We start from the raw sequence: 21,022 nt of genomic DNA, 5'->3' as shown, positions 1-21,022 counted from the left end.
TTAAACAAGCCTTAATGAAAAAATCTATTTGCCTGCTGGGGTCGGCATTACTGATGGGTTGGGCTGCCAAAGCACAGATAAGCTGCGGCACGGACGATTTGTATCGTCGCCTGATAAAGGAGAACCCGGCAATTTCGACAACGGAACTTGCGCTGAATGAAGCGATAAAGAATGCTATCGAGGCCGAAAAAAAATACGGCTCCCTTTTCAAAACTACTGCGGTTTCCCTGGACGTACCGATCGTTGTGCACGTAATCCATGATTACGGTACCGATTATCTTCCTGACACAGTGATTTTCAATGCTGCTGCATACTGGAATAAAGTGTATAACAAAGAGAATGAGGATACAGTAGATGTACTCTCTAATCTGAAACAATATATAGGTAATCCGCAGATCAACCTGCACCTGGCGACAATTGACCCGAACGGCAACCCGACAATCGGGATCACACGCCGTCAGTCGTATTTCGCGAACAACGGATCAGATCTGGCCAAAATGGATTACTGGCCCAGTACCAAGTACCTGAACATCTGGTTTATTGCGAAGATGAGCAGCGACCATTCGGGTGCGGCGGCTTATGCCTACTACCCGTCTTCTGCCGTTTATTTCCCTCAGTACGACGGTGTTATTGCGCTGGCGTCTTACGTAAATACGGACAAAACGATCCCGCATGAGATCGGTCATACCATGAACCTCGCCCATACCTGGGGCAGCACCAATAACCCAGGTGTAGCCTGCGGAGACGATGACGTGGATGATACTCCGCCTACCTATGGTCATACAAGCTGTCTGACCTCTGACCTGTACGACACGCGTTGTGCAACAGGGTATACAGACGGATCGGGAATTTACCACCCGAATTCCGCAGCAGCGGCGGATACTGTGAATACACAGAACATCATGGACTATTCTTATTGTTCCAAAATGTTCACGATAGGACAGGCAGCCCGTATGAGAGCGGCGCTTACCAGTTCCGTTGCCGGACGCAACAACCTGTATTCCGCATCCAACCTCGCGGCTACCGGCGCATTGGCGGCACGTCCCGATCTGAAGCCTATTCCTGATTTCTCTATAGATAAAGGCTTGTTTACCTGGGGAGGTTCCACAACAGACCGTATGGTGTTCTCCTGCGAAGGCAGCACAACCAAATTCCGTTTTACCAACCGCAGCTGGAATGATACAATCACCGGTGTAACCTGGGCATTCTCCAATGGTGCTTCCGTTGCAAGCTCTACGTCTACCGGAACGATCCAGAATACCTTCAGCACTCCGGGTTGGGTAACTGTGGACATGACTGCAACCGGCAACAATACCGGCACTTCCACTATTTCGCGTAAAGCAGTGTACATCGCTTCCAATACGGCGGTTACAAACACTTATGCTCAGTATTTCACTGCAGAGTCTGATTTTGCGAACTGGCCTATGTTCAACTATTACGGAAATAACTTCAAGTGGGAATACTCTTCCACCAACGGTTATCCTTCCGGCGATGGCTGTATCCGTTTCCGGTCGTTTGATACACGTGTGAATCCGGAGCGTTATTCCGGTATCGCAACAGGTGATTTCGACGATATCTATACACCTGCTTTCGACCTTACCACCTTTGCTCCGGGCAGTTCTACGCTGAACCTGAACTTCTTTACAGCGGGTGCGGCAACTTCGGGAATTGCATCAGGTGATTCGATGCAGGTATTTGCAAGCTCCAACTGCGGTGACACCTGGGTGCGTATTGCTGTATTGAAATATGCAGACATCATCAACAACGGAGTGCAGACAGCTGAGTTCGCTCCTACAAAGGCAAGCAACTGGAAAGCACAAACTGTTGCAATCCCGGCTGCACAACGCACGAACAAAACGTTCTTCCGTTTCCGCTACTGGCCTGCCGTGGGCGGTAATAACATGTACATGGATAACTTCACGATTTCCCCATGGACAACCGAGATCAAAGAAGTAGCCGCCAATGCGAGTGATGTGAAACTGTACCCGAATCCTTCCAACGGATCTACAAAACTGTATTTTACACTCAGCCAGTCCGGAGAAGCAAACTATGCGATCCGTGATATCGCCGGCAAAGTGATCTTCCGGAAAAACATTACCGGCTCCGCAAATTCTTTTGTGACCGAAGACATCGACAGAAGCATTTTCCCTGCTGCCGGTGTATACCTCGTAACGCTTACGCAGAGCGAGCAGACAAACACGCAAAAATTGGTGATTCAGTAATCAGTAGTTAGTGAATCTTCCAGGGGGCCGGCTTTATGCCGGCCCTTTTTATTTTGTGGCTTTAACATAGTTTCTAGCATACCGGCAAAGCGATAAGCTTAATATAGCCCTAAGTACAAAATGCTCTCTATGAAAAAGCGATTTAAAGCTATATGGCAGATGATTGCCGATACATTCCGACTTTATTCAGACGGCCATATCAGTAAACTAAGCGGATCGCTGGCCTATTTTACCGTATTTTCCATGGGTCCTCTTCTTGTGGTGATCATATCGCTATGCGGTATTTTCCTGTCGCGTGAAGCGATAGAGGGGCAAGTGTATCAGGTACTCGTGAATTTTGTAGGATCGGACACCGCCAATCAGCTGCAGGAGATTATCCGTAATGCCTCGGTGCAGGGCAAAAGTAAACTAGCGGCCCTCATAGGGATTATCACTTTGCTGGTGGGAGCCACCACGGTTTTCGCCGAAATACAGGATTCGATCAACCAGATCTGGGGACTGAAGCCGAAGCCGAGCCAGGGCTGGCTGCAGTATCTGAAAAACCGGGTCTTATCCTTTTCGGTGATCATCAGCCTGGGCTTCCTGCTGCTGGTGTCGCTCGCGCTCTCCGCGGTGATAGAGATGATCAACAGTCGTCTGCAACGCATGATACCGGGAGCCACGGTTGCCGTGTTCTACATCATCAACCTGATATTGACGATCGGTATCAGCACACTCATTTTTGCGACGATCTTCCGGGTATTGCCGGATGCGCGTATCCGCTGGAGAGATGTGATGGCAGGGGCGATTACAACAGCCATATTATTCCTGATCGGGAAATTTGCCATATCGGTATACATTTCGCAGGCAAAAATAGGCAGCACTTTCGGTGCCGCCGGATCACTTGTTGTATTACTGGTATGGGTGTACTATTCTTCGGTGATCCTATACCTCGGAGCCGCTTTCACCAAGGTGTATGCTGTACGTTACGGTAAGGCTATTGAACCGAATAAATACGCCACTACGATTCAGAAAGTGGAACTGGAGACGGATCATGCCAGCATACAGGCCAATGAACGGGATAAGCAGCAAATCAAAGGCTGAGAATACTATTTGCCGAGGATGAATTTCATCTCATGCGCCCGGGCAGTGGAACTATCCGGGAAGATCACGATAATATCATCGAAGATCGCCGTATCCCCTTTCTTGGTGCGGTCGGTAAGCGACGAGCCCATGTAGGAATTCAGCTTATTGCTTTTAGACAGATCGGTCATGACGTCCACGTTCACATACATATTGCCCACGGAATCTTCATAAAGATTGCGCTCTTTATAGTATACGCGGAACTCCGTAACACGGCCCGGCTGACCTGACGAGTCTTTCGCTGTGAGGCCAAGTGTAACCAACGAATCGAACGCGCGCTTGGAAATCAGTCCCCCCGAACGGTCGGAAGGGCCGAGGTATGCGTTAGCCATCGCGTAGCGTCTTTTGGAAGCGGTCTGCGCGGGCACCTCCGTTTTTCCATTTACTTTTTTCTGCGCGGAAACTGAAAAAGCACCGAGTCCGGCCAGCAACAAGCTTATACGTACGATTCGTTGGGTCATAGCCTTAAAGTTACAATAAACTCAGACTTTCTTCAATAGCTTTTATTTTTGCCTGTGCATCGGCCTGTTTCTTGCGCTCGGCGTCGATAACCTCAGGTTTGGCATTAGATACAAACTTTTCGTTGCTGAGCTTTTTGTCGACGCTTTGCAGAAAACCTTTCAGATAATCGAGGTCTTTCTGCAATTGTTGTTTCTGCGCTCCTGTATCCACGGATTCATCGCTGCTTACATACAGTTTGTCGGCGCCTACTACCAAAGAGACGGAGCCCTGTACCGCTTCTCTGGTAAAGCTCAGTGATTCAGCGTTCACCTGTTTGCACACGATACCGGAGATACCGAGATACATGTCTTCGGAGCGTGCATCCACCGCTATTCTAACGGGTGTTTTGGGTTTCAGGTTGTTTTTTACGCGCGCATCCCTTACTGCAGTGATTACATCCTGCAGGAATTTGCCTTGTGCGAGCAGCGCAGCGTTGATATCATTTGCGCTGTGCAGCGGTTTTGCCATCAGATCGTCGTTTCGGTCGGCACGCAATTGATGATAGATTTCCTCGGTAACGAACGGCATGAACGGATGCAGCAATTGCAGCAACGATTCGAAGATGGACAATGTCTCTTCGTACAGTGCGGCGGGCATGGAAGCTTCCTGGGCCGGCTTGATCCATTCGAGATACCAGGAGCAGAAGTCGTCCCAGATCAGGGAATAAATTGTCTTCAGCGATTCGCTCAGGCGGAAATCTTTCATCAGTTCTTCCAGGTGCAGCTGTACCTGTGCGATACGCTCCCGCATCCATAAAGTGGGGAAAGTATCCACATAAGCCATACCGGGGTCCTGGCGACCGTCCCACATGCGCACGAGCTTCAGGGCATTCCACATTTTATTGCAGAAGTTGCGGCCCTGTTCGAGCATGCTTTCGTCGTACAGCAGATCGTTACCGGCGGGGGACGAGATCATTACGCTGAAGCGTACCGCATCTGCACCGTACTGGTCGATCAGAGCAAGCAGATCCGGCGAATTGCCCAGTGATTTGCTCATTTTACGGCCGAGCTTATCCCGTACGATACCGGTGAAGTATACTTTGTCAAACGGTTTCTGATCGAGGAAATATTCGCCCGCCATGATCATACGTGCCACCCAGAAGAAAATGATCTCAGGTGCGGTAACCAGCGTAGCAGTAGGGTAATAATAGGCCAGTTCCTTGTTGTCCGGAGCGGCATTCCAGTTAAACACCTCCATCGGCCAGAGCCAGCTGGAGAACCATGTATCGAGGCAATCCTCATCCTGGCGCAGGTCTTCGGCCTTACCTCCGGGATTTGCTGCCTGGTATTTCGCAAGTGCCGCTTCGGCGGTCTCCGCGATATACATATTGCCTTTAGCATCGTACCATGCAGGAATACGCTGTCCCCACCAGAGCTGGCGGCTGATACACCAGTCCTTGATATTCTCCATCCAGTGACGGTACAGATTCTTGAATTTGGGCGGGAAGAATGCGATCTCATCCGATAAAACCGCTTCGAGCGCAGGCTTTGCCAGTTCTCCCATATTGCACCACCACTGCATGCTCAGGCGCGGCTCGATCACTACATCTGTACGCTCTGAGAAACCTACCTGGTTCGCATAATCTTCTTCCTTCACATAATTTCCGGAAGCTTTCAGGTCTTCAATGATCTGTTTGCGTACAGCAAAACGATCCTGACCTACATACATGCCGGATGCGACGCTCATCGTACCGTCCTCGTTCAGGGTATCGATCACTTCCAGCTTGTGCTTCAGCCCGAGGTTATAGTCATTGATATCATGTGCGGGGGTAACCTTCAGCGCACCAGTACCAAATTCCTGATCAATATATTCGTCAAAAATAATGGGGATACGGCGGTTGATGAGCGGCACGAAGCAGTACTTACCTTTCAGATGCGCGTAACGCGGATCGTCCGGGTGCACACAAACGGCAGTATCTCCGAGAATTGTTTCGGGACGTACGGTTGCGATGGTAATATATTCTTCCGCGTCGCCTTCTATGCGGTAACGGACATGGTACAGTTTTGAATTTGTCTGCTTGTGGATCACTTCTTCATCACTCAGGGCCGTTTTTGCTTTAGGGTCCCAGTTGATCATCTTCACACCGCGATAGATGTACCCTTTCTCATACAACTCCACAAATACGCGCATTACAGCAGCGTAATAGGCAGGGTCCATGGTGAACGAGGTACGGTTCCAGTCCAGCGAACAACCGAGCTTTTTCAGTTGTTGCAGGATAATGCCACCATATTTTTCTTTCCATTCCCATGCATATTTCAGGAACTCATCACGGCTGAGGGAATTCTTTTCAATCCCGCGTTCGCGGAGCATGGCTACCACCTTGGCTTCCGTAGCAATTGAAGCATGGTCGGTACCGGGCACCCAGCAGGTATTAAAGCCCTGCATTTTCGCACGGCGGATCAGTACGTCCTGGACGGTATTGTTGAGGGCGTGACCCATGTGCAATACGCCGGTAACGTTAGGTGGCGGCATGACTATTGTATAGGCGGGACGTTCGTCCGGGGTAGAATAAAAGTATCCTTTACCCATCCAGTGTTCATACCACTTTTGCTCTGATTCCGAGTGCTGAAAATTCTTGGCTAATTCCATAAGATCTGATGCTGATTGATTATTGTGCGGAAGATAAATAAAAACCCGCCACACAGGGTGGCAAAGATAAGGAAGTACGCCTTTTCTGATACAATTCCGGAGCGTAATTTGCCTTCAGGTGTCTGCTCAGGAAGAGATAAAAAAAGAAAAGTCCGCCTGAAAACATACAGACGGACAATGACGCTTCTGAGGCGGCAGTAAGATCAGGAACTGCGCCCTACCCCTTTGCGGTACAGGCTGAAAGAATATGCGATCGGGATCACTACCATGATACCAAGCAAAACGGGCATTGCGACGGCCGTTACCGGAACGGGACAGGTGAGCGCAATCAGAGCAAGCAGCAATCCGCCGGCCACCCATATCTTGCTTGCCAGCCTGTGCGTCAGACGCCAGTTTTCATCGCTGCTCAACGTCCAGGGTATGCGGATACCGGCAAAATAGTTGGGCTTGATATTATGCATGATATTCCCGAGGAACGCGAACATCAGTCCGATCAGGGACATCATTACCGGCTCCAGGTGCATATTCCGGGCACTCATGCCGAGGCAGATGAAATTCAGAACCGCAATGAAAATAACCGTGCCTACAGCCATTTTGCCAAAAGTGGCGGAAGTATCTTTATGCGCACGTTTCGGATCGAGACGGTGAATATTCTGCAGCAGGAAGTACACCCCGATGCTGACGGCAGCCAGGATACCCGAGAATACAAACAGCTCACGCTTATTGCCCCATGCGTCCGGCCCGTCAACACCGAAATGCGTCGGTACCACCTCCGGGACATCAGGAAAAATAAAGGCCAGCCATGCAACAGGCAACAGTGCAGCTGCCACCATTAATGTGTTTTTAAGCGTTTTGTTCATACACTATTTTTTAAACTGAATAAACCATTTGAGAAGCTCATCGAACACCGTGGTGTTTAATGAATAACTGATAAACTGCCCTTGTTTTTCCGCCTCTATCAGTCCGGCCTGCTTCAGCAGATCCAGGTGATGGGAAATGCTGGGTTTGGAAATGGAAAAATGATCCGCGATTTCCCCTGCGGTCATATCCCGCTGCTTCAGCAGCTCAAGTATTTCCCTTCGCGTGGCATCGTTGAGGGCTTTAAAGAGCACATTCATCCGTTCTTTAAATATTTAGACAAATATCTAAATACTTGCCGATATCGCAAAATTTTTAAGGATTTATTTCCTGCACCGTTTATAACAGAAAACCGTAACAAACGCAAACAGCCAGCATGATGTACAAAAAAATCGGAGCCTCCCTTTCCGGGAAGGCTCCGATCCTGTTTGAAAAACGATTTACAGATGGTTATTCTAAGGTAAGTTTATCGCGGAACGCAGAACCGTCAGCGGCTTTCACCTCGACAAAATAAACACCTGAAGTGTAGCCACGCATATCGATTTTATGTTCCTGTATCCTGCGCTTATCTGTCAGCAGACATCTGCCCTGCATGTCCCAAACCGTTACGGAGGCAGGGACTTCCGAACGTACCGTAAACGTGCTTTGTGCGGGGTTCGGGAACAGATGTACCGTGGCTGCGGACAATATATTTTCCTGTACTGATGTGGCAATATGTATGTTCGATAACAGGAGACCGCTGTCACCCGCGATAAATGCCACAGAGTCGTTGGCCATACGCACATCGTTCAGATCCTGGTCTGCCGTGAATATGTTCATGAATGAAGTCTCGTCGTAATAATAGATGATTCCTGAGCCTGTGGTAACCGAGTGCCCAACCATGATCAGCGAGTCTTTGACGGAGCGTGTCACGGCTCTCATATCGGGATAATAAAAAGTGGCAGAAGCCATATCGAAGGTCCAGGTTTTTCCTTTGTCGGTGCTGATAATAACTGCGGCTCCATTATTTGCCGTTACGCCCAGGATGGTGTCTGCTGAGATAAATTTCAACCCGTTTATTGCAGTATCGATATTTGTTTTTACGGTATCCCAGGTAATGCCGCCATTGAAGGTACGGTACACCCTGCCGCTGTCGCCACCTGCAATGCCGGTGTTACGATCCAGGAAATCCACGGTCCGCAGGAACGAACCGGATATATTGCTGAGGTATTGCGGAGATTGCCATGTCCCTGCCGACAAACGTGTCACGTTATCTCCGCTGAAAAAACCGGAGCCGACAGCGAGACCGTTATCAGCGTCGAAGAGGAACATCCGGAAGCTGGCAATCATGGCTGACTCCGCATTCCAGGTCAGTCCGCCGTCTGTAGTTTTATACACATCGCCCCGGAAAACAGGGTTCATACGGTTGCTGACAATCGCAAAACCGGTTGTGGCAGAAACAAATTTCAGATCAATGATATCCGGTGAACTTGCGGAAAAGCTCATTCCGGAAGGATGGACAGCGCTCCAGGTTTTTCCGCCATCGCTTGTCTTCAGTAGTGTGCTGTCGGTACCGCCGATATAACCGGTTTCCGGTGAACCAAACGACACGGTAAGCAGGTGCTTTGTTGTCGGAACGGGAACTTTGAGCCAATAACCACTTGCGCATACGGTCAGGGGTGCAATCAGCGTACATAAGATTGAGAGTAGCTTTTTCATTGTTTCAGGTTTTAAGTGTTACCTGCAAAGTTCGGCGGCCTCACGCATTCCGGCTTATGATAAACAGCTTAAGAATGGTACTTTTCTTCCCAGTAGCTGCGGAACTCTTTCGGGGTCTGACCCTCCTGGCGTGTAAAAAAACGTGTGAAATAAGAACTGTCTTTAAAATTGAGCTTGTAAGCAATCTCCTTAACCGCGTCCCCAGTATGCAGGAGCAGGCGCTTTGCTTCTACCCAGGTGCGTTCCTGCAGCAGTTCGATAGCGGTTTTTCCCACAACACGGTCCAGACAGTTATTCAGCACTTTGGGCGTCATCGCCAGCTCCTTCGCGTAGTAAGCCACGTTGGGTTTCTCCATAAAACATCCCTCCAGCAACTCGCTGAATTTCTTGTATACTTCCCAGTCGTGCTGACTGTAGCCCTGCATGCCGCCTTCATCCTGCAACTGGTCGGCAGTATGGCGAATACAGCGTGTCAGAAAAATAGAAGTATAATTCTGAGCCAGATTATACGATAAAACCGAATGCTGCTGCAGTTCTTCATACAACTGTACGATGATGTCCATCATACCGGCGAAATCTTTCTTATCGAATTGCAGGCAGGGTGCATGATAATTGTTGCGCAGCAATTGCGGGAAAAAGAACGTGCCGATCAGGTTCATATAATTGCGGCTGCACAGTACAATGGAGCCTGTTGATTGCTCCCGTCGCTTCACCAGATGTATCTGCTGCGGGAATACAACGTGCACAGAATAATCGCGGATCGGATGTTCCGCGAAGTCGATAAAGTGCGAGCCTCCGCCTTTCTCGAACAGGAAGAATTCGAAGTAGGAATGCCGGTGCGGGCGTTGAAAGTCGTAAGGCGTGAAGTGCCCAAGGGGTAGCACTTTCAGCTCTTCATCGCCTTTGGGCAGGTTGTTTACGGGAATCTGTTTCATGGGTGGCTCGTGCATAACAAAGTTATTCAATAAGTAATTGCATGCAAACGTCCACCGGGATTTCCGGGTATTAACTATACCTGAGGATAAAGTCTGCGCTGATTGTCAGCGTGCTGCCGGACGCTTCTTTATGCGGGGAATGACCCGCCTGAGGGACTATATAAGCCGCTGCAGGCCCCTTAACCGACTGCACGATGCCCTGCACCTGCGCTTCTGTTCCGTACGCATCTTCCTCCCCCTGTATCACTAGTACGGGACAGATAATCTCCGGCAATATTGTGCTGATATTCCAGTGGCGGAATGATTCCGTAAGCCAGGTTTCCGCCCAGAGCCTGAATACTTCGGCGGTGCGCACACCATGGTACCGCTCGAGCTTTTGCGGCAGATCTGTATGATTATATGCGTTAACGGCTTCGCGTATACCCTGCAGCGTAAGCTCTTCCACGAAGATATGTGCGCCTTCCGTAATAATGCCCGCCAGGAGCTGGGGATACAGGGCAGCTGCGATCAGTGCTATGGAGCCGCCATCGCTGTGTCCGAACAGCCAGACCTGCTTAAAATCAAAGTGCTTTATCAGGTCGGATAAAACAGCCGCTTCCCGGTGCATATAGTCCGGCTCCCGCTCGCGGATGGAAAAAGGATCGGAAGCACCATAGCCCTGCCGGTCGTACACAAAAAAGTTGCAGCGGCAACGCTCGGCCAGCCGATCCGGGAAATCACGCCATAATGCTGTACAACCCAGCGAGTCGTGGAGAAAGATAATCACCGGCCGACCCGGATAGACCATCTTACTCCGGCAGGCTAATTGTATCCCGCCGGTCTCCACATACGTCATTTCTTCAGCTGTACTCATGCTGCAAACTTAAAAAAAGTGCTTTACACTACCGGTACAGGCCTCTTATCCGCATCTACCGCCACGAAAGTAAACGTACCCGTAATAGCGGTGTTCCGCTCAAATGAATACATTTCCTCTATCACGATCTCAACCGAAACTTTAAGACTGGTCCGGCCTACCTGCGTCACCTTTCCGATCAGTTCAATGATTGTACCGGCGGGAATAGGCTTAGTAAAGTCGATGCGATCGGAAGAAACCGTCACCATGCGTTTCCGGCTGAAACGGGTTGCGGTAATAAAGGCGACCTCATCCATCAACTGCATGGCAGTTCCGCCAAACAGGGTATCGTAGTGGTTCGTTGTATTCGGAAACACCGCCTTGAATATGCGTGTTTCAGATGCAGCTATTTTCTGTTCTAATGTCATTTGAAAAATTGATTATGCACTGCAGGTAATGCATCCTTCCTCCATCGTACAGGCCGGTGCAACAAAATCCGCTTCAATATCGGATGCTGCGGCAAGCGCTTCGGCCGGTAATACAGGGATTACAGGATCCATCTCATGACCACCCTGCTTTTCGATGGTGAATTGCACAGCCTGCGTCGCGGCTTGTGTACGAAGGTAATACATGCCTGTTTTCAGACCTTTCTTCCATGCATAGAAATGCATCGAGGTAAGCTTGGCGGCAGTGGGACTATCCACAAAAAGGTTTAAAGACTGTGACTGGCAAATAAACGCTCCGCGATCGGCTGCCATGTCGATGATCGTGCGCTGCCTGATCTCCCAAACCGTTTTATACAGTTCCTTCAATGAAGACGGGATTTCATCGATATGCTGGATAGAGCCGTTTGCCGCAATGATCTTATTTTTCATCGTATTGCTCCAGAGGCCCAGCTGTACCAGGTCCTTAAGCAAATGTTTATTTACGATAATGAATTCTCCGGACAGTACACGTCGAGTGTAGATATTGGAAGTGTATGGCTCGAAACATTCGTTATTACCCAATATCTGGGAAGTGGATGCAGTGGGCATCGGAGCAACCAGCAGAGAGTTGCGCACGCCATATTGCATTACCTCTTTGCGCAGGCTTTCCCAATCGTGTCGCCCGGACGACTCCTGCCCCCAGAGATCGAACTGGAATTTACCCTGAGACAAAGGCGAGCCGGCGAAAGTTTCGTAAGCACCTTCCGTTTTCGCCAGGTCTTTGCTGGCGGTCATTGCCGCAAAGTACATCGTCTCGAAAATATCACGGTTCAGAGCGCGGGCCGCATCGCTCTCAAACGGCAGACGCAGCAGAATAAATACGTCCGCCAGTCCCTGTACACCCAGCCCGATCGGCCGGTGGCGCATGTTCGAACGACGTGCTTCCTCAACAGGATAGTAATTATGATCGATGATCTTATTCAGGTTGCGCGTAACCTGATAGGTAACTTCGTAGAACTTATCGAAATCAAAGCCGCCGTTCTGTACAAAGCGTGGCAGTGCCAGGGATGCCAGGTTACAAACGGCAACCTCATCCTCGCTCGTGTATTCAATGATTTCGGTGCAGAGGTTACTGCTCTTGATGGTTCCGAGATTCTGCTGATTGCTTTTCGCATTCGCTGCATCCTTGTACAAAAGGTAGGGCGTTCCGGTTTCAATCTGGGCATCGAGTATGGCAAACCATAGATCCTGCGCTTTAATCGTCTTACGCGCACGACCTTCTTCCTCATATCGCTCGTATAAGGCTTCAAAATCCGCGCCGAAACACTCGTGCAGGCCAGGTGCTTCATTCGGACAGAAAAGGCTCCATGTACCGTTCGCCTCCACACGTTTCATAAACAGATCCGGAATCCAGAGCGCATAGAACAGGTCCCGGGCGCGCAGCTCTTCCTTCCCGTGATTTTTGCGCAGGTCGAGGAATTCAAAAACGTCCGCGTGCCAGGGTTCCAGGTAAATCGCGAAAGCGCCTTTTCGTTTACCGCCGCCCTGATCGACATAACGCGCTGTATCGTTGAATACGCGCAACATCGGAACAAGTCCGTTGCTGGTTCCGTTTGTACCGCCGATATAGCTACCCGTCGCGCGTACATTATGTACTGCCAGACCGATCCCCCCCGCGCTTTGCGAGATCTTCGCAGTTTGCTTCAGCGTATCGTAGATGCCGTCGATACTGTCGTCTTTCATCGTGAGCAGAAAGCAGGAAGACATCTGTGGTTTCGGAGTACCGGAATTGAACAGCGTAGGAGTCGCATGCGTACACCAGCGCTCGCTCATCAGGTTGTAGGTTTTGATCGCACTGTCTATATCCTCCTTGTGAATACCGATCGCAACACGCATGTACATATGCTGCGGACGCTCGGCGATCTTGCCGTCGATACGCAGCAGGTAAGATTTTTCCAGCGTCTTGAACCCGAAATAATCGAAGCTGAAGTCACGATCGTAAATGATCGCACTGTCCAGCAATTCGGCATGCTCTGCAATCAGCGCCATAACGTCATCCGCAACCATGGGCATGGAACGACCTGTCTTGGGATCGCAATACGCGTGCAATTGCTGCATGGTTTGCGAGAAAGATTTCAGGGTATTCTTATGCAGGTTGCTCACGGCGATACGGCTTGCCAGCAAGGCATAGTCCGGGTGACGCGTGGTCAGCGACGCCGCAGTCTCCGCAGCAAGACTGTCCAGCTCTGTTGTGGTGACACCGTCGTATATACCTTCAATTACTTTCTTGGCCACCTCGATCGCATCGACCATCGGGCTGAGGCTGTAGGAAAGCTTTTCGATGCGCGCCGTGATCTTATCAAACTTCACGCTTTCCTTTTTTCCGTTTCTTTTTATAACAAACATATTGCTGTGCTTTTACGGTTCACTGATAAATTAAAAATCCTCGTCGAGGGAAAACTGTTGTGTGTCTTTTTGTGCCATCACTCCGGCCTTCTGGTAATCGCCAACCCGCTTCTCGAAGAAATTCGTTTTACCCTGCAGGGAGATCATCTCCATAAAATCGAACGGATTAACGGCATGGAACATTTTGGGATATCCGAGTTCGGACAGCCAGCGATCGGCAACAAACTCAATGTATTGCTGCATCAGGCGCGCGTTCATACCAATCAGGTCAACGGGAAGCGCATCAGTAACAAATTGCTTCTCGATTGCCACGGCATCTCCTATAATACGGTACACTTCTTCCTGGCTCAGCTTCTGTTGCAGCATTCCGTACAGCAGACAGGCAAATTCGCAATGCAGGCCCTCATCGCGGCTGATCAGCTCATTGCTGAAAGTCAGTCCCGGCATGAGCCCGCGCTTTTTCAACCAGAATATGGAGCAGAAGCTGCCGCTGAAGAAAATGCCCTCTACGGCTGCAAACGCAACGAGGCGCTCCGCGAAAGAGCCCTGCGCGATCCAGCGTAGCGCCCATTCCGCTTTCTGTTTCACCGCAGGCACGGTATCGATCGCATGGAACAGGCGATGCTTTTCCGCAGCGTCTTTGATATAAGTATCGATCAGCAGCGCATAGGTTTCGGAGTGAATATTCTCCATCATGATCTGAAAACCGTAGAAACAGCGGGCCTCGGGCAGCTGCACCTCACTCATGAAGTTCACAGCAAGGTTTTCGTTTACGATACCATCGCTCGCAGCAAAGAATGCGAGTACGTGTGCTATGAAATGACGTTCCCCATCGTTGAGCGCAGCCCAATCTTTGAGGTCGGCGCTGAGATCTATTTCCTCTGCGGTCCAGAAGCTCGCTTCGTGCTTCTTGTACATCTCCCAGATACGGGGATAGTTGATGGGCAACAGTACGAAGCGCTCTTTATTTTCCTGTAATAATATTTCCTCCTGCATAGTATAAAAAGTAAGTTTTCGCTTTGGAGCTTAGCGACGGAGGGAGACGGCAGGACAAGGATATCTGCGTAAACAAATGATACCGGACCAGCCAGGCCTTTCCTCCGAAAGCAGTAGCTTTTTAACGTTATGCGGCAGGTCTTCTGGCTTTCCTGTATTTCAGAAACCTTCCCATCCGCAGACAGTGGTTGATGACTCTGAAAAAACTTATGTATCGCTACATCAGGATTACAGCTACGGGGATAGCGCCGGATTCACACCGGCTTCCCTTTTAATCGTATACAGCAGGACTGTACGCGAACCGATTAACAGCACAAAAATAGAAGGCGAAGCGGGTTTGACCGCAATTACGTTTCAACAGCGTGTGGATAAACGCGCAGATTGTTTATGGGCGCGACTTCTGCTCATTGCGGCGCATCAGCTCCGCTTCCACTTCTGCCAGCGATACGCTTTTTACCTGCAACAACAGTAAAAGGTGATACAACAAATCGGCGGCTTCATTTATGAACAGTTCCCTGTTATCGTCTATTGCCTCGATAACCAGTTCTACTGCCTCTTCCCCTACTTTCTGGGCCACTTTATTAACGCCGCGGGCTGCAAGCCTGCTTGTGTAGGATGTCTCCGGGGCCAGTTCCAGTCTTTCAGCGATCAATGCCTCCAGGCGATACAGAAAACCTTTCGATTCTGCAGCGCCGAAACAGCTGTATTGACCGGTATGACAGACCGGACCGGAGGGACGCGCCTTTACAAGCAAAGTATCTCCGTCACAGTCAACACACATAGCAACCACACGTAGCCGGTTTCCGGATGTGGCGCCTTTCACCCAGAGGCTGTTGCGGCTGCGACTGAAAAAAGTAACCCAACCGGTATCTCTGGTTTGCTGCAATGCCGCTTCATTCATGTAACCGAGCATCAGCACCTGTGCCGTATCGGCATCCTGTATAATTGCGGGAATCAATCCTCCCGACTTAGAAAAATCCGGCTTCATCTTATTGGAATTTCACATTGTTTCAGAAATGATTTCAGTTCGGGAATACTTAGTTCACCAAAGTGGAACAAGCTTGCTGCAAGCGCCGCCCCGGCTGTTGTCTGCCGGAACAGTTCACGGAAATCTTCTTTTGATCCTGCTCCTCCCGAAGCGATCACGGGAATGGATACCACGTTAGTTACGGCGTTTATAAGTTCGAGTGCAAAGCCAGACCTGCTACCGTCATGCATCATCGATGTAAGCAATATCTCGCCGGCGCCAAGCGCCTCAGCCTTTTTTGCCCATTCCTTCAGTAAAATTCCCGTCGCCTGCTTTCCTCCATGTGTAAACACCTCCCGGCGACCGTTCACAAGCGCAGTGTCGATCGCCAGTACCACACATTGCGCACCAAATCGTTGCGACAACTCGCCGATCAGCTCCGGCCGCAACACGGCGGCCGTATTCACACTTATCTTATCGGCACCGGCTTCAAGCAATGCTGCAGCTGCTGCCACACTGTTTACGCCACCACCTACGGTAAACGGGATGGAAAGCCGTTCCGAAACGGCACGCACAAGCGGAACAAGCGTACGGCGTCGCTCTTCCGTAGCGGAGATATCGAGGAATACCAGTTCGTCCGCACCCGAAGCTTCATAACGCTCAGCAAGCTCAAGGGGATCTCCGGCATCTTTCAGTGCCATAAAGCTGACTCCCTTTACCGTACGTCCGTCTTTGATATCGAGGCAGGGAATAATTCGCTTCTTCAACATAGATCACTTAATTGACTGAGTGAAATGGTTCCCTCATACAGGGCTTTTCCGATCACCGCAGCGTAACAGCCATCGGCCTGCAGCCGCTTCAAATCGGCAATGGCACCTACTCCGCCGCTCGCAATCAATTGCACCGGCACAGATTCGCTTATGCCACGATACAGTTCAAATGCCGGACCTTCAAGCATTCCGTCCCTCGATATATCGGTGCACAATACCTGTCGCACACCCCGTGTGTACCAATGCTGCAAAAACGGGACAAGCGGTACTGCACTCTGCTCCTGCCAGCCAAGCGTCGCCAGGAGTCCATCCTTTGCGTCCGCACCCAGCACGATGCGCTCCGGCCCGAATTGCTCCAGCAAATCCAGAAACGTTTCCGGTGCGCGCAGGGCAAGACTGCCCAACACGACCTTTTGCGCACCGGAATCCAATGCACGGCGCACCTGCAGCGCATCTCGTATTCCCCCGCTGAAATCGATGCAAAGCGACGTCCGTGACGCAATCTGCTCCAGCACATTCCATTGCTGTACCTCACCTGCGCGCGCACCATCCAGATCCACGAGATGCAGATGTTGTATGCCGGCCGATTCAAACAACAGTGCCTGTTCGAGCGGGCTCTGGCGGTAAACCGATTGCCGGGAAAAGTCTCCCTGCGATAAACGCACACAGCGTCCATCCATCAGATCTATAGCGGGAATGATGATCATAATTCGGTAAAGTTTTTAAGTATAAGCGCGCCTGTGTTGCCGGACTTTTCCGGATGGAACTGGGTAGCGAAAAAATTATCCTGCTGCAGTGCTGCGCTGAAAGGCTGCATATAGTTGCAGACAGCGATCGTTTGTCTGCATACAGCAGCATAGAAGCTGTGCACGAAATACACATCACCCTGTTTATCCGGAACATTAGCGAATAAAGGTCCGCGGCATTGCTCGAGGCTATTCCAGCCCATATGCGGCACCGGCTGCGCTCCGCGGAAACGACGCACTTCTGTATCGAAAATACCGAGACACTCAGTTGCGCCTTCCTCGGATGATCGGCACAACAGCTGCATACCCAGACAGATGCCCAGAACAGGTTGCTGCAGGGAGACGATCAACCGGTCGAGTCCCAGCTCTTTCAGACGCAGCATTGCCGGTGCTGCGGCACCCACGCCAGGGATAATAACTTTATCTGCTTTCCGGATAACTTCAGGATCAGCTGTGATCACATGCTGGCAGGAAAGACGGGAAAGCGCATTGCTTACAGAACCTGTATTCCCTGCGCCATAGGCTATAATGGCTATCATAATAAACCTTTTGTGGACGGTAATTGTCCTGTATTGCCATCAAGCCGGATCGCCTGCGCCAGTGCTCTTGCAAAGGCTTTGAATATCCCCTCTATCTTATGGTGCTCGTTGGTTCCGTTAGCATTAACGTGCAGGGTACAGCGTGCGGCATCCGAAAAAGATTTGAAAAAATGCGGGAACATTTCGGTGGGCATTGCACCGATCATCTCTCTGTTAAAAGAAGCGTTCCAAACCAGCCAGGGTCGACCTCCCATATCTACAGAAACCGAACACTCACAATCATCCATCGGAAGTACAAATCCGTATCGCCCTATCCCGGCTGTATTTCCCAGCGCCTGCAGATATGCTTGCCCCAATACGATACCGGTATCTTCTATCAGGTGATGTTCATCAACATGCAAGTCTCCTTCTACACGCAGATACAGATCCACACCACTGTGAAACGCCAGTTGCTGCAGCATATGATCGAAAAATCCGATACCGGTCTGAATATCACCGTTACCCGTTCCGTCCAGACTGATACGTACATTGATGTCAGTCTCGCACGTAGTTCTCCTGAGCGAAACCTGGCGCTGTGCTGCTCGCAGAAACCGGTATATCTCCGCCCACTCAGAAGTGCACAGCACCGCATCAGGAGCTGTTACCCCGCCGATCAGTATACCGCCTGCACCCAGGTTTTGCGCAAGCGTAAGATCGGTGATCCTGTCCCCAATCACAAAAGACCGGCTCAGGTCGTAATCTCCGGAAAAATACCGGGTGAGCATTCCGGTTCCGGGCTTGCGCGTAGGAAGGTGTGCTTCCGGAAAACTCCGGTCTATAAATATTTCATTAAAGCGGATGCCTTCACCCTCGAGTGCTTCCAGCATTTTGTTGTGCGCCGGCCAGAATTGTTCCTCCGGGAACGAAGGCGTGCCAAGTCCGTCCTGGTTGCTCACCATCACCAACTCATAGTCCAGTTCGGCGGCAATGCGCGACAGGTAGCGGAATACGCCGGGATAATAGCGGAGCTTTTCGAGGCTGTCGATCTGAAAATCTTCCGGTTCGCATATCAGCGTCCCGTCTCTGTCTATAAAAAGTACTTTCTTTTTCATGGTATCTGATAATTGTTTAACGCCTGTATCAATTGTTCGTTCTCAAGTGGTGTGCCGATGCTGATGCGCAGACAGCCCGGAACCTGTCTGTCGCGGTTACGTACGATAATTCCGCGGTTGACCAGGTAATCGTACAGACCGGCAGGATCTTTTACGCGGCAAAGCAGAAAGTTGGCGTCCGAAGGGTATACTTCAAGTATACAGGTCAGAATGCTTAAAGCTTTTCTTACGCGTTCCCTTTCAGCAATTACGATGGCTGTAAATGCATCGGAAGCGGCAGTATTTTTCAACGCTGCTATCGCAGCTTCCTGGTTCAGTCTGCTAATATTGTACGGAGGCTTTACTTTATTCAGCAGCGAAATAATAGTTTCATCTGCCATTGCTATCCCGATACGGGCAGCGGCGAGGCCTCTGGCTTTACTCAGGGTACGCATTACGAGCAGGTTCGGGTACTGTTGCAACAGTCTGACGGATGTATTCTGATTTGAAAAGTCGATGTATGCTTCATCGACGACCACTATTCCGGGAAAAGATTCTATTACCGGAATAATATCCCCGGGATCATTACCTGTGGGATTATTGGGGGAACAGACAAACAACAATTTCGCAGTACCGGCGGGAAATGCCGGCAGTGCAGCGGAGCATATCCGAAACGACCTGTCCAGTGGCATATCCTGCAAGTGTACGTCATTCAGCTGTGCCAGCACTGCGTACATGCCATACGTCGGAGAGAACTGGTATGCGACATCAATTCCGGGCCTGCAAAAAACACGGTAGCACAGATCAATAATTTCATCGCTTCCGTTACCGACAAACACCTGGTCCGGATGAATGTTGTTCTGTTCCGCCCATATGCTTTTTAATACGGTTTGCCTGGCATCGGGATAGCGGTTGTACGTTCCGAAAGGACTTTCATTGGCATCCAGAAAAATGGCCGGGGGACCCTGGTATTCATCCCTTGCGCTGGAATAGGCTTCCATCTGCAGGATATTGGGTCTGACTAAAGATTGTACAGAGAACATGATTTACAGTTTGTCGGATTGTATCCGGGATAAGCGAATGCGCACAGCAGCCTTATGTGCGTCGAGTCCTTCTGCCGACGCCATTGTCTCAATAACGGGTCCGATCAATTCCAGGCCTGAAGGGGTAATCGACTGAAAACTGATCTTCTTGGTGAAGCTTTCAAGTGAGACGCCTGAATAAGCACGTGCGTAGCCGGCGGTGGGGAGTGTGTGGTTAGTGCCGCTCGCATAGTCCCCTGCACTCTCGCAGGTATAGTTACCAAGGAATACAGAACCCGCATTGCGTATGCCGGCCGACATGCGAACCGGATGTTCCACGGCCAGGATCAAATGCTCCGGCGCATACACGTTGCTGAACGCGATACAGGTATCTATATCGGATAGCACTACGCCACGACTCCCCTGCAATGCCTGAAGCGCAATGTCCTTACGCGGTAATAATTCCAGCTGTTGCCGCAGTTCAGCCTGCACCGCAACCAGTAATTCCCCGCTGTCGGTGAGCAGCATCACCTGACTGTCCGGTCCGTGCTCCGCCTGCGACAAGAGGTCTGCAGCCACAAATGCGGGCACGGCGCTACTGTCGGCGATCACCAATACCTCGCTCGGTCCGGCGGGCATATCCACAGCGATACCGGATTGCTGTGCATATTGCTTGGCTGCCGTAACATAGCGGTTTCCAGGACCGAATATCTTATCGACAGCGGGAATAGTTGCAGTACCGCAACTCATCGCGGCTATCGCCTGTATCCCGCCTACCTTAAAAACATCGGTGATACCTGCGATCGAGGCAGCATACAATATTGCGGGATGTACGCCTCCGGAGCGGTCAGGCGGCGTGCAGACAATACGTCGGGTACAACCGGCGATCTGTGCCGGTATTCCGAGCATCAGAACGGTGGAAAACAAGGGCGCAGAGCCCCCGGGAACATAGCAGCCAACACGATCAACCGGAACAGATTTTCGCCAGCAGCGTACACCGGGCATCGTCTCCACAACAGGCTCGGTGAGTTGCTGTGCCTCATGAAAGCATCGTATATTCTGTGCTGCAGTGTGTATCGCACTTTTCAGCTCTTCACTTATTTGTGCAGCCGCGGCGGACAACTCTTTGTCTGACACACGCAGCTCGCCCAATGAGACGTTGTCAAACTGAAGGGTGTAATGCCGTAAGGCGTCGTCGCCTTTTGCGGCAACCGTTTCAAATACTTTACGTACCAGAACGGGCGCGACGGGGGTATCGCTGAATGGCCTGCGGGACAAGGATTTCCAGGCAGCAGGCTCCGGGAATAACTGAACAGATAACATA

The 21,022-nt window shown here is 50.6% G+C and carries 19 protein-coding genes and 1 riboswitch; of the genes, 2 read left to right on the top strand and 17 right to left on the bottom strand.

The genetic code is table 11. The annotated features are described in order from the left end of the window. Positions 1–14: 14 nt before the first annotated feature. Both ABD846_RS13480 and ABD846_RS13475 read left to right on the top strand, forming a co-directional pair. On the top strand, positions 15–2,222 hold the full coding sequence (locus ABD846_RS13480; protein ID WP_344828073.1) for a zinc-dependent metalloprotease: 2,208 nt from the start codon (positions 15–17) through the stop codon (positions 2,220–2,222). Between the two features lie 129 nt (positions 2,223–2,351). Beyond that, the gene (locus ABD846_RS13475; RefSeq protein WP_344828070.1) at positions 2,352–3,305 is read left to right on the top strand and encodes a YihY/virulence factor BrkB family protein; all 954 of its coding nucleotides are present in this window, start codon (positions 2,352–2,354) and stop codon (positions 3,303–3,305) included. 5 nt (positions 3,306–3,310) lie between these two features. On the opposite strand, the gene ABD846_RS13470 is transcribed toward ABD846_RS13475, so the two are convergent. From ABD846_RS13470 to hisD, 17 genes are all read right to left on the bottom strand, one after another. Beyond that, the gene (locus tag ABD846_RS13470; protein ID WP_344828067.1) at positions 3,311–3,805 is read right to left on the bottom strand and encodes a hypothetical protein; all 495 of its coding nucleotides are present in this window, start codon (positions 3,803–3,805) and stop codon (positions 3,311–3,313) included. Positions 3,806–3,815: 10 nt separating this feature from the next. Continuing rightward, entirely contained in the window at positions 3,816–6,434 is a 2,619-nt protein-coding gene (locus ABD846_RS13465) for a valine--tRNA ligase (RefSeq protein WP_344828064.1), read from the bottom strand. Positions 6,435–6,637: 203 nt separating this feature from the next. Beyond that, the gene (locus tag ABD846_RS13460; protein ID WP_344828061.1) at positions 6,638–7,294 is read right to left on the bottom strand and encodes an SdpI family protein; all 657 of its coding nucleotides are present in this window, start codon (positions 7,292–7,294) and stop codon (positions 6,638–6,640) included. Between the two features lie 3 nt (positions 7,295–7,297). Beyond that, positions 7,298–7,552 (bottom strand): autorepressor SdpR family transcription factor, encoded by a 255-nt coding sequence (locus ABD846_RS13455; protein WP_344828058.1) that lies wholly within the window; start codon positions 7,550–7,552, stop codon positions 7,298–7,300. A gap of 190 nt (positions 7,553–7,742) precedes the next feature. Beyond that, entirely contained in the window at positions 7,743–8,990 is a 1,248-nt protein-coding gene (locus tag ABD846_RS13450) for a YCF48-related protein (protein WP_344828055.1), read from the bottom strand. A 68-nt stretch (positions 8,991–9,058) separates the two neighbouring features. Then, the gene (locus tag ABD846_RS13445) at positions 9,059–9,925 is read right to left on the bottom strand and encodes an AraC family transcriptional regulator (protein WP_344828051.1); all 867 of its coding nucleotides are present in this window, start codon (positions 9,923–9,925) and stop codon (positions 9,059–9,061) included. A gap of 70 nt (positions 9,926–9,995) precedes the next feature. Next, positions 9,996–10,778 (bottom strand): alpha/beta fold hydrolase, encoded by a 783-nt coding sequence (locus ABD846_RS13440; protein WP_344828049.1) that lies wholly within the window; start codon positions 10,776–10,778, stop codon positions 9,996–9,998. 23 nt (positions 10,779–10,801) lie between these two features. Beyond that, positions 10,802–11,185 (bottom strand): acyl-CoA thioesterase, encoded by a 384-nt coding sequence (locus ABD846_RS13435; protein ID WP_344828045.1) that lies wholly within the window; start codon positions 11,183–11,185, stop codon positions 10,802–10,804. Positions 11,186–11,197: 12 nt separating this feature from the next. After that, positions 11,198–13,588, bottom strand: coding sequence for a ribonucleoside-diphosphate reductase subunit alpha (locus tag ABD846_RS13430; protein WP_344828040.1), 2,391 nt, complete (start codon positions 13,586–13,588; stop codon positions 11,198–11,200). A 30-nt stretch (positions 13,589–13,618) separates the two neighbouring features. Next, positions 13,619–14,584 carry a ribonucleoside-diphosphate reductase small subunit gene (locus ABD846_RS13425; RefSeq protein ID WP_344828037.1) on the bottom strand — a complete coding sequence of 322 codons (966 nt, stop codon included), beginning with the start codon at positions 14,582–14,584 and terminating at the stop codon, positions 13,619–13,621. A 116-nt stretch (positions 14,585–14,700) separates the two neighbouring features. Next, positions 14,701–14,905: riboswitch (cobalamin riboswitch) on the bottom strand. Between the two features lie 64 nt (positions 14,906–14,969). Further along, a complete protein-coding gene (hisIE, locus tag ABD846_RS13420) occupies positions 14,970–15,572 on the bottom strand; it encodes a bifunctional phosphoribosyl-AMP cyclohydrolase/phosphoribosyl-ATP diphosphatase HisIE (RefSeq protein ID WP_344828032.1) in 603 nt (200 codons plus the stop codon). After that, positions 15,569–16,321, bottom strand: a complete 753-nt coding sequence (gene hisF, locus ABD846_RS13415) for an imidazole glycerol phosphate synthase subunit HisF (RefSeq protein ID WP_344828027.1) — start codon at positions 16,319–16,321, stop codon at positions 15,569–15,571. The genes hisIE and hisF overlap by 4 nt, the downstream gene beginning before the upstream one ends. Then, positions 16,315–17,028, bottom strand: coding sequence for a 1-(5-phosphoribosyl)-5-[(5-phosphoribosylamino)methylideneamino]imidazole-4-carboxamide isomerase (gene hisA, locus ABD846_RS13410; protein ID WP_344828023.1), 714 nt, complete (start codon positions 17,026–17,028; stop codon positions 16,315–16,317). The genes hisF and hisA overlap by 7 nt, the downstream gene beginning before the upstream one ends. Further along, positions 17,025–17,606 carry an imidazole glycerol phosphate synthase subunit HisH gene (gene hisH / locus ABD846_RS13405; protein WP_344828019.1) on the bottom strand — a complete coding sequence of 194 codons (582 nt, stop codon included), beginning with the start codon at positions 17,604–17,606 and terminating at the stop codon, positions 17,025–17,027. Before hisH ends, hisA begins: the two co-directional genes overlap by 4 nt. Next, positions 17,603–18,697: a bifunctional histidinol-phosphatase/imidazoleglycerol-phosphate dehydratase HisB gene (gene hisB / locus ABD846_RS13400; protein WP_344828016.1), complete on the bottom strand. Its 1,095-nt coding sequence runs from the start codon at positions 18,695–18,697 to the stop codon at positions 17,603–17,605. Before hisB ends, hisH begins: the two co-directional genes overlap by 4 nt. Beyond that, a complete protein-coding gene (hisC, locus tag ABD846_RS13395) occupies positions 18,694–19,719 on the bottom strand; it encodes a histidinol-phosphate transaminase (RefSeq protein ID WP_344828014.1) in 1,026 nt (341 codons plus the stop codon). Before hisC ends, hisB begins: the two co-directional genes overlap by 4 nt. 3 nt (positions 19,720–19,722) lie before the next feature. Beyond that, positions 19,723–21,021 carry a histidinol dehydrogenase gene (gene hisD / locus ABD846_RS13390; protein ID WP_344828011.1) on the bottom strand — a complete coding sequence of 433 codons (1,299 nt, stop codon included), beginning with the start codon at positions 21,019–21,021 and terminating at the stop codon, positions 19,723–19,725. Between the last annotated feature and the right edge of the window lies 1 nt (position 21,022).

Origin of the sequence: Rurimicrobium arvi (assembly GCF_039540495.1) — a bacterium.
Taxonomy (GTDB): domain Bacteria; phylum Bacteroidota; class Bacteroidia; order Chitinophagales; family Chitinophagaceae; genus Rurimicrobium; species Rurimicrobium arvi.
The sequence above is the reverse complement of the archived record's forward strand: the minus strand, read 5'-3'. Positions and strand labels throughout refer to the sequence as shown.

Bases quoted from the DNA above. Each gene is read 5' to 3' on its own strand.
- hisB (WP_344828016.1), bottom strand. From the start codon at position 18,697: ATGAAAAAGAAAGTACTTTTTATAGACAGAGACGGGACGCTGATATGC.
- ABD846_RS13440 (WP_344828049.1), bottom strand. From the start codon at position 10,778: ATGAGTACAGCTGAAGAAATGACGTATGTGGAGACCGGCGGGATACAA.
- ABD846_RS13450 (WP_344828055.1), bottom strand. From the start codon at position 8,990: ATGAAAAAGCTACTCTCAATCTTATGTACGCTGATTGCACCCCTGACC.
- ABD846_RS13480 (WP_344828073.1), top strand. From the start codon at position 15: ATGAAAAAATCTATTTGCCTGCTGGGGTCGGCATTACTGATGGGTTGG.
- ABD846_RS13465 (WP_344828064.1), bottom strand. From the start codon at position 6,434: ATGGAATTAGCCAAGAATTTTCAGCACTCGGAATCAGAGCAAAAGTGG.
- ABD846_RS13425 (WP_344828037.1), bottom strand. From the start codon at position 14,584: ATGCAGGAGGAAATATTATTACAGGAAAATAAAGAGCGCTTCGTACTG.
- ABD846_RS13435 (WP_344828045.1), bottom strand. From the start codon at position 11,185: ATGACATTAGAACAGAAAATAGCTGCATCTGAAACACGCATATTCAAG.
- hisH (WP_344828019.1), bottom strand. From the start codon at position 17,606: ATGATAGCCATTATAGCCTATGGCGCAGGGAATACAGGTTCTGTAAGC.
- hisIE (WP_344828032.1), bottom strand. From the start codon at position 15,572: ATGAAGCCGGATTTTTCTAAGTCGGGAGGATTGATTCCCGCAATTATA.
- hisA (WP_344828023.1), bottom strand. From the start codon at position 17,028: ATGATCATCATTCCCGCTATAGATCTGATGGATGGACGCTGTGTGCGT.
- ABD846_RS13460 (WP_344828061.1), bottom strand. From the start codon at position 7,294: ATGAACAAAACGCTTAAAAACACATTAATGGTGGCAGCTGCACTGTTG.
- hisD (WP_344828011.1), bottom strand. From the start codon at position 21,021: ATGTTATCTGTTCAGTTATTCCCGGAGCCTGCTGCCTGGAAATCCTTG.
- ABD846_RS13470 (WP_344828067.1), bottom strand. From the start codon at position 3,805: ATGACCCAACGAATCGTACGTATAAGCTTGTTGCTGGCCGGACTCGGT.
- hisF (WP_344828027.1), bottom strand. From the start codon at position 16,321: ATGTTGAAGAAGCGAATTATTCCCTGCCTCGATATCAAAGACGGACGT.
- ABD846_RS13445 (WP_344828051.1), bottom strand. From the start codon at position 9,925: ATGAAACAGATTCCCGTAAACAACCTGCCCAAAGGCGATGAAGAGCTG.
- ABD846_RS13455 (WP_344828058.1), bottom strand. From the start codon at position 7,552: ATGAATGTGCTCTTTAAAGCCCTCAACGATGCCACGCGAAGGGAAATA.
- hisC (WP_344828014.1), bottom strand. From the start codon at position 19,719: ATGTTCTCTGTACAATCTTTAGTCAGACCCAATATCCTGCAGATGGAA.
- ABD846_RS13475 (WP_344828070.1), top strand. From the start codon at position 2,352: ATGAAAAAGCGATTTAAAGCTATATGGCAGATGATTGCCGATACATTC.
- ABD846_RS13430 (WP_344828040.1), bottom strand. From the start codon at position 13,588: ATGTTTGTTATAAAAAGAAACGGAAAAAAGGAAAGCGTGAAGTTTGAT.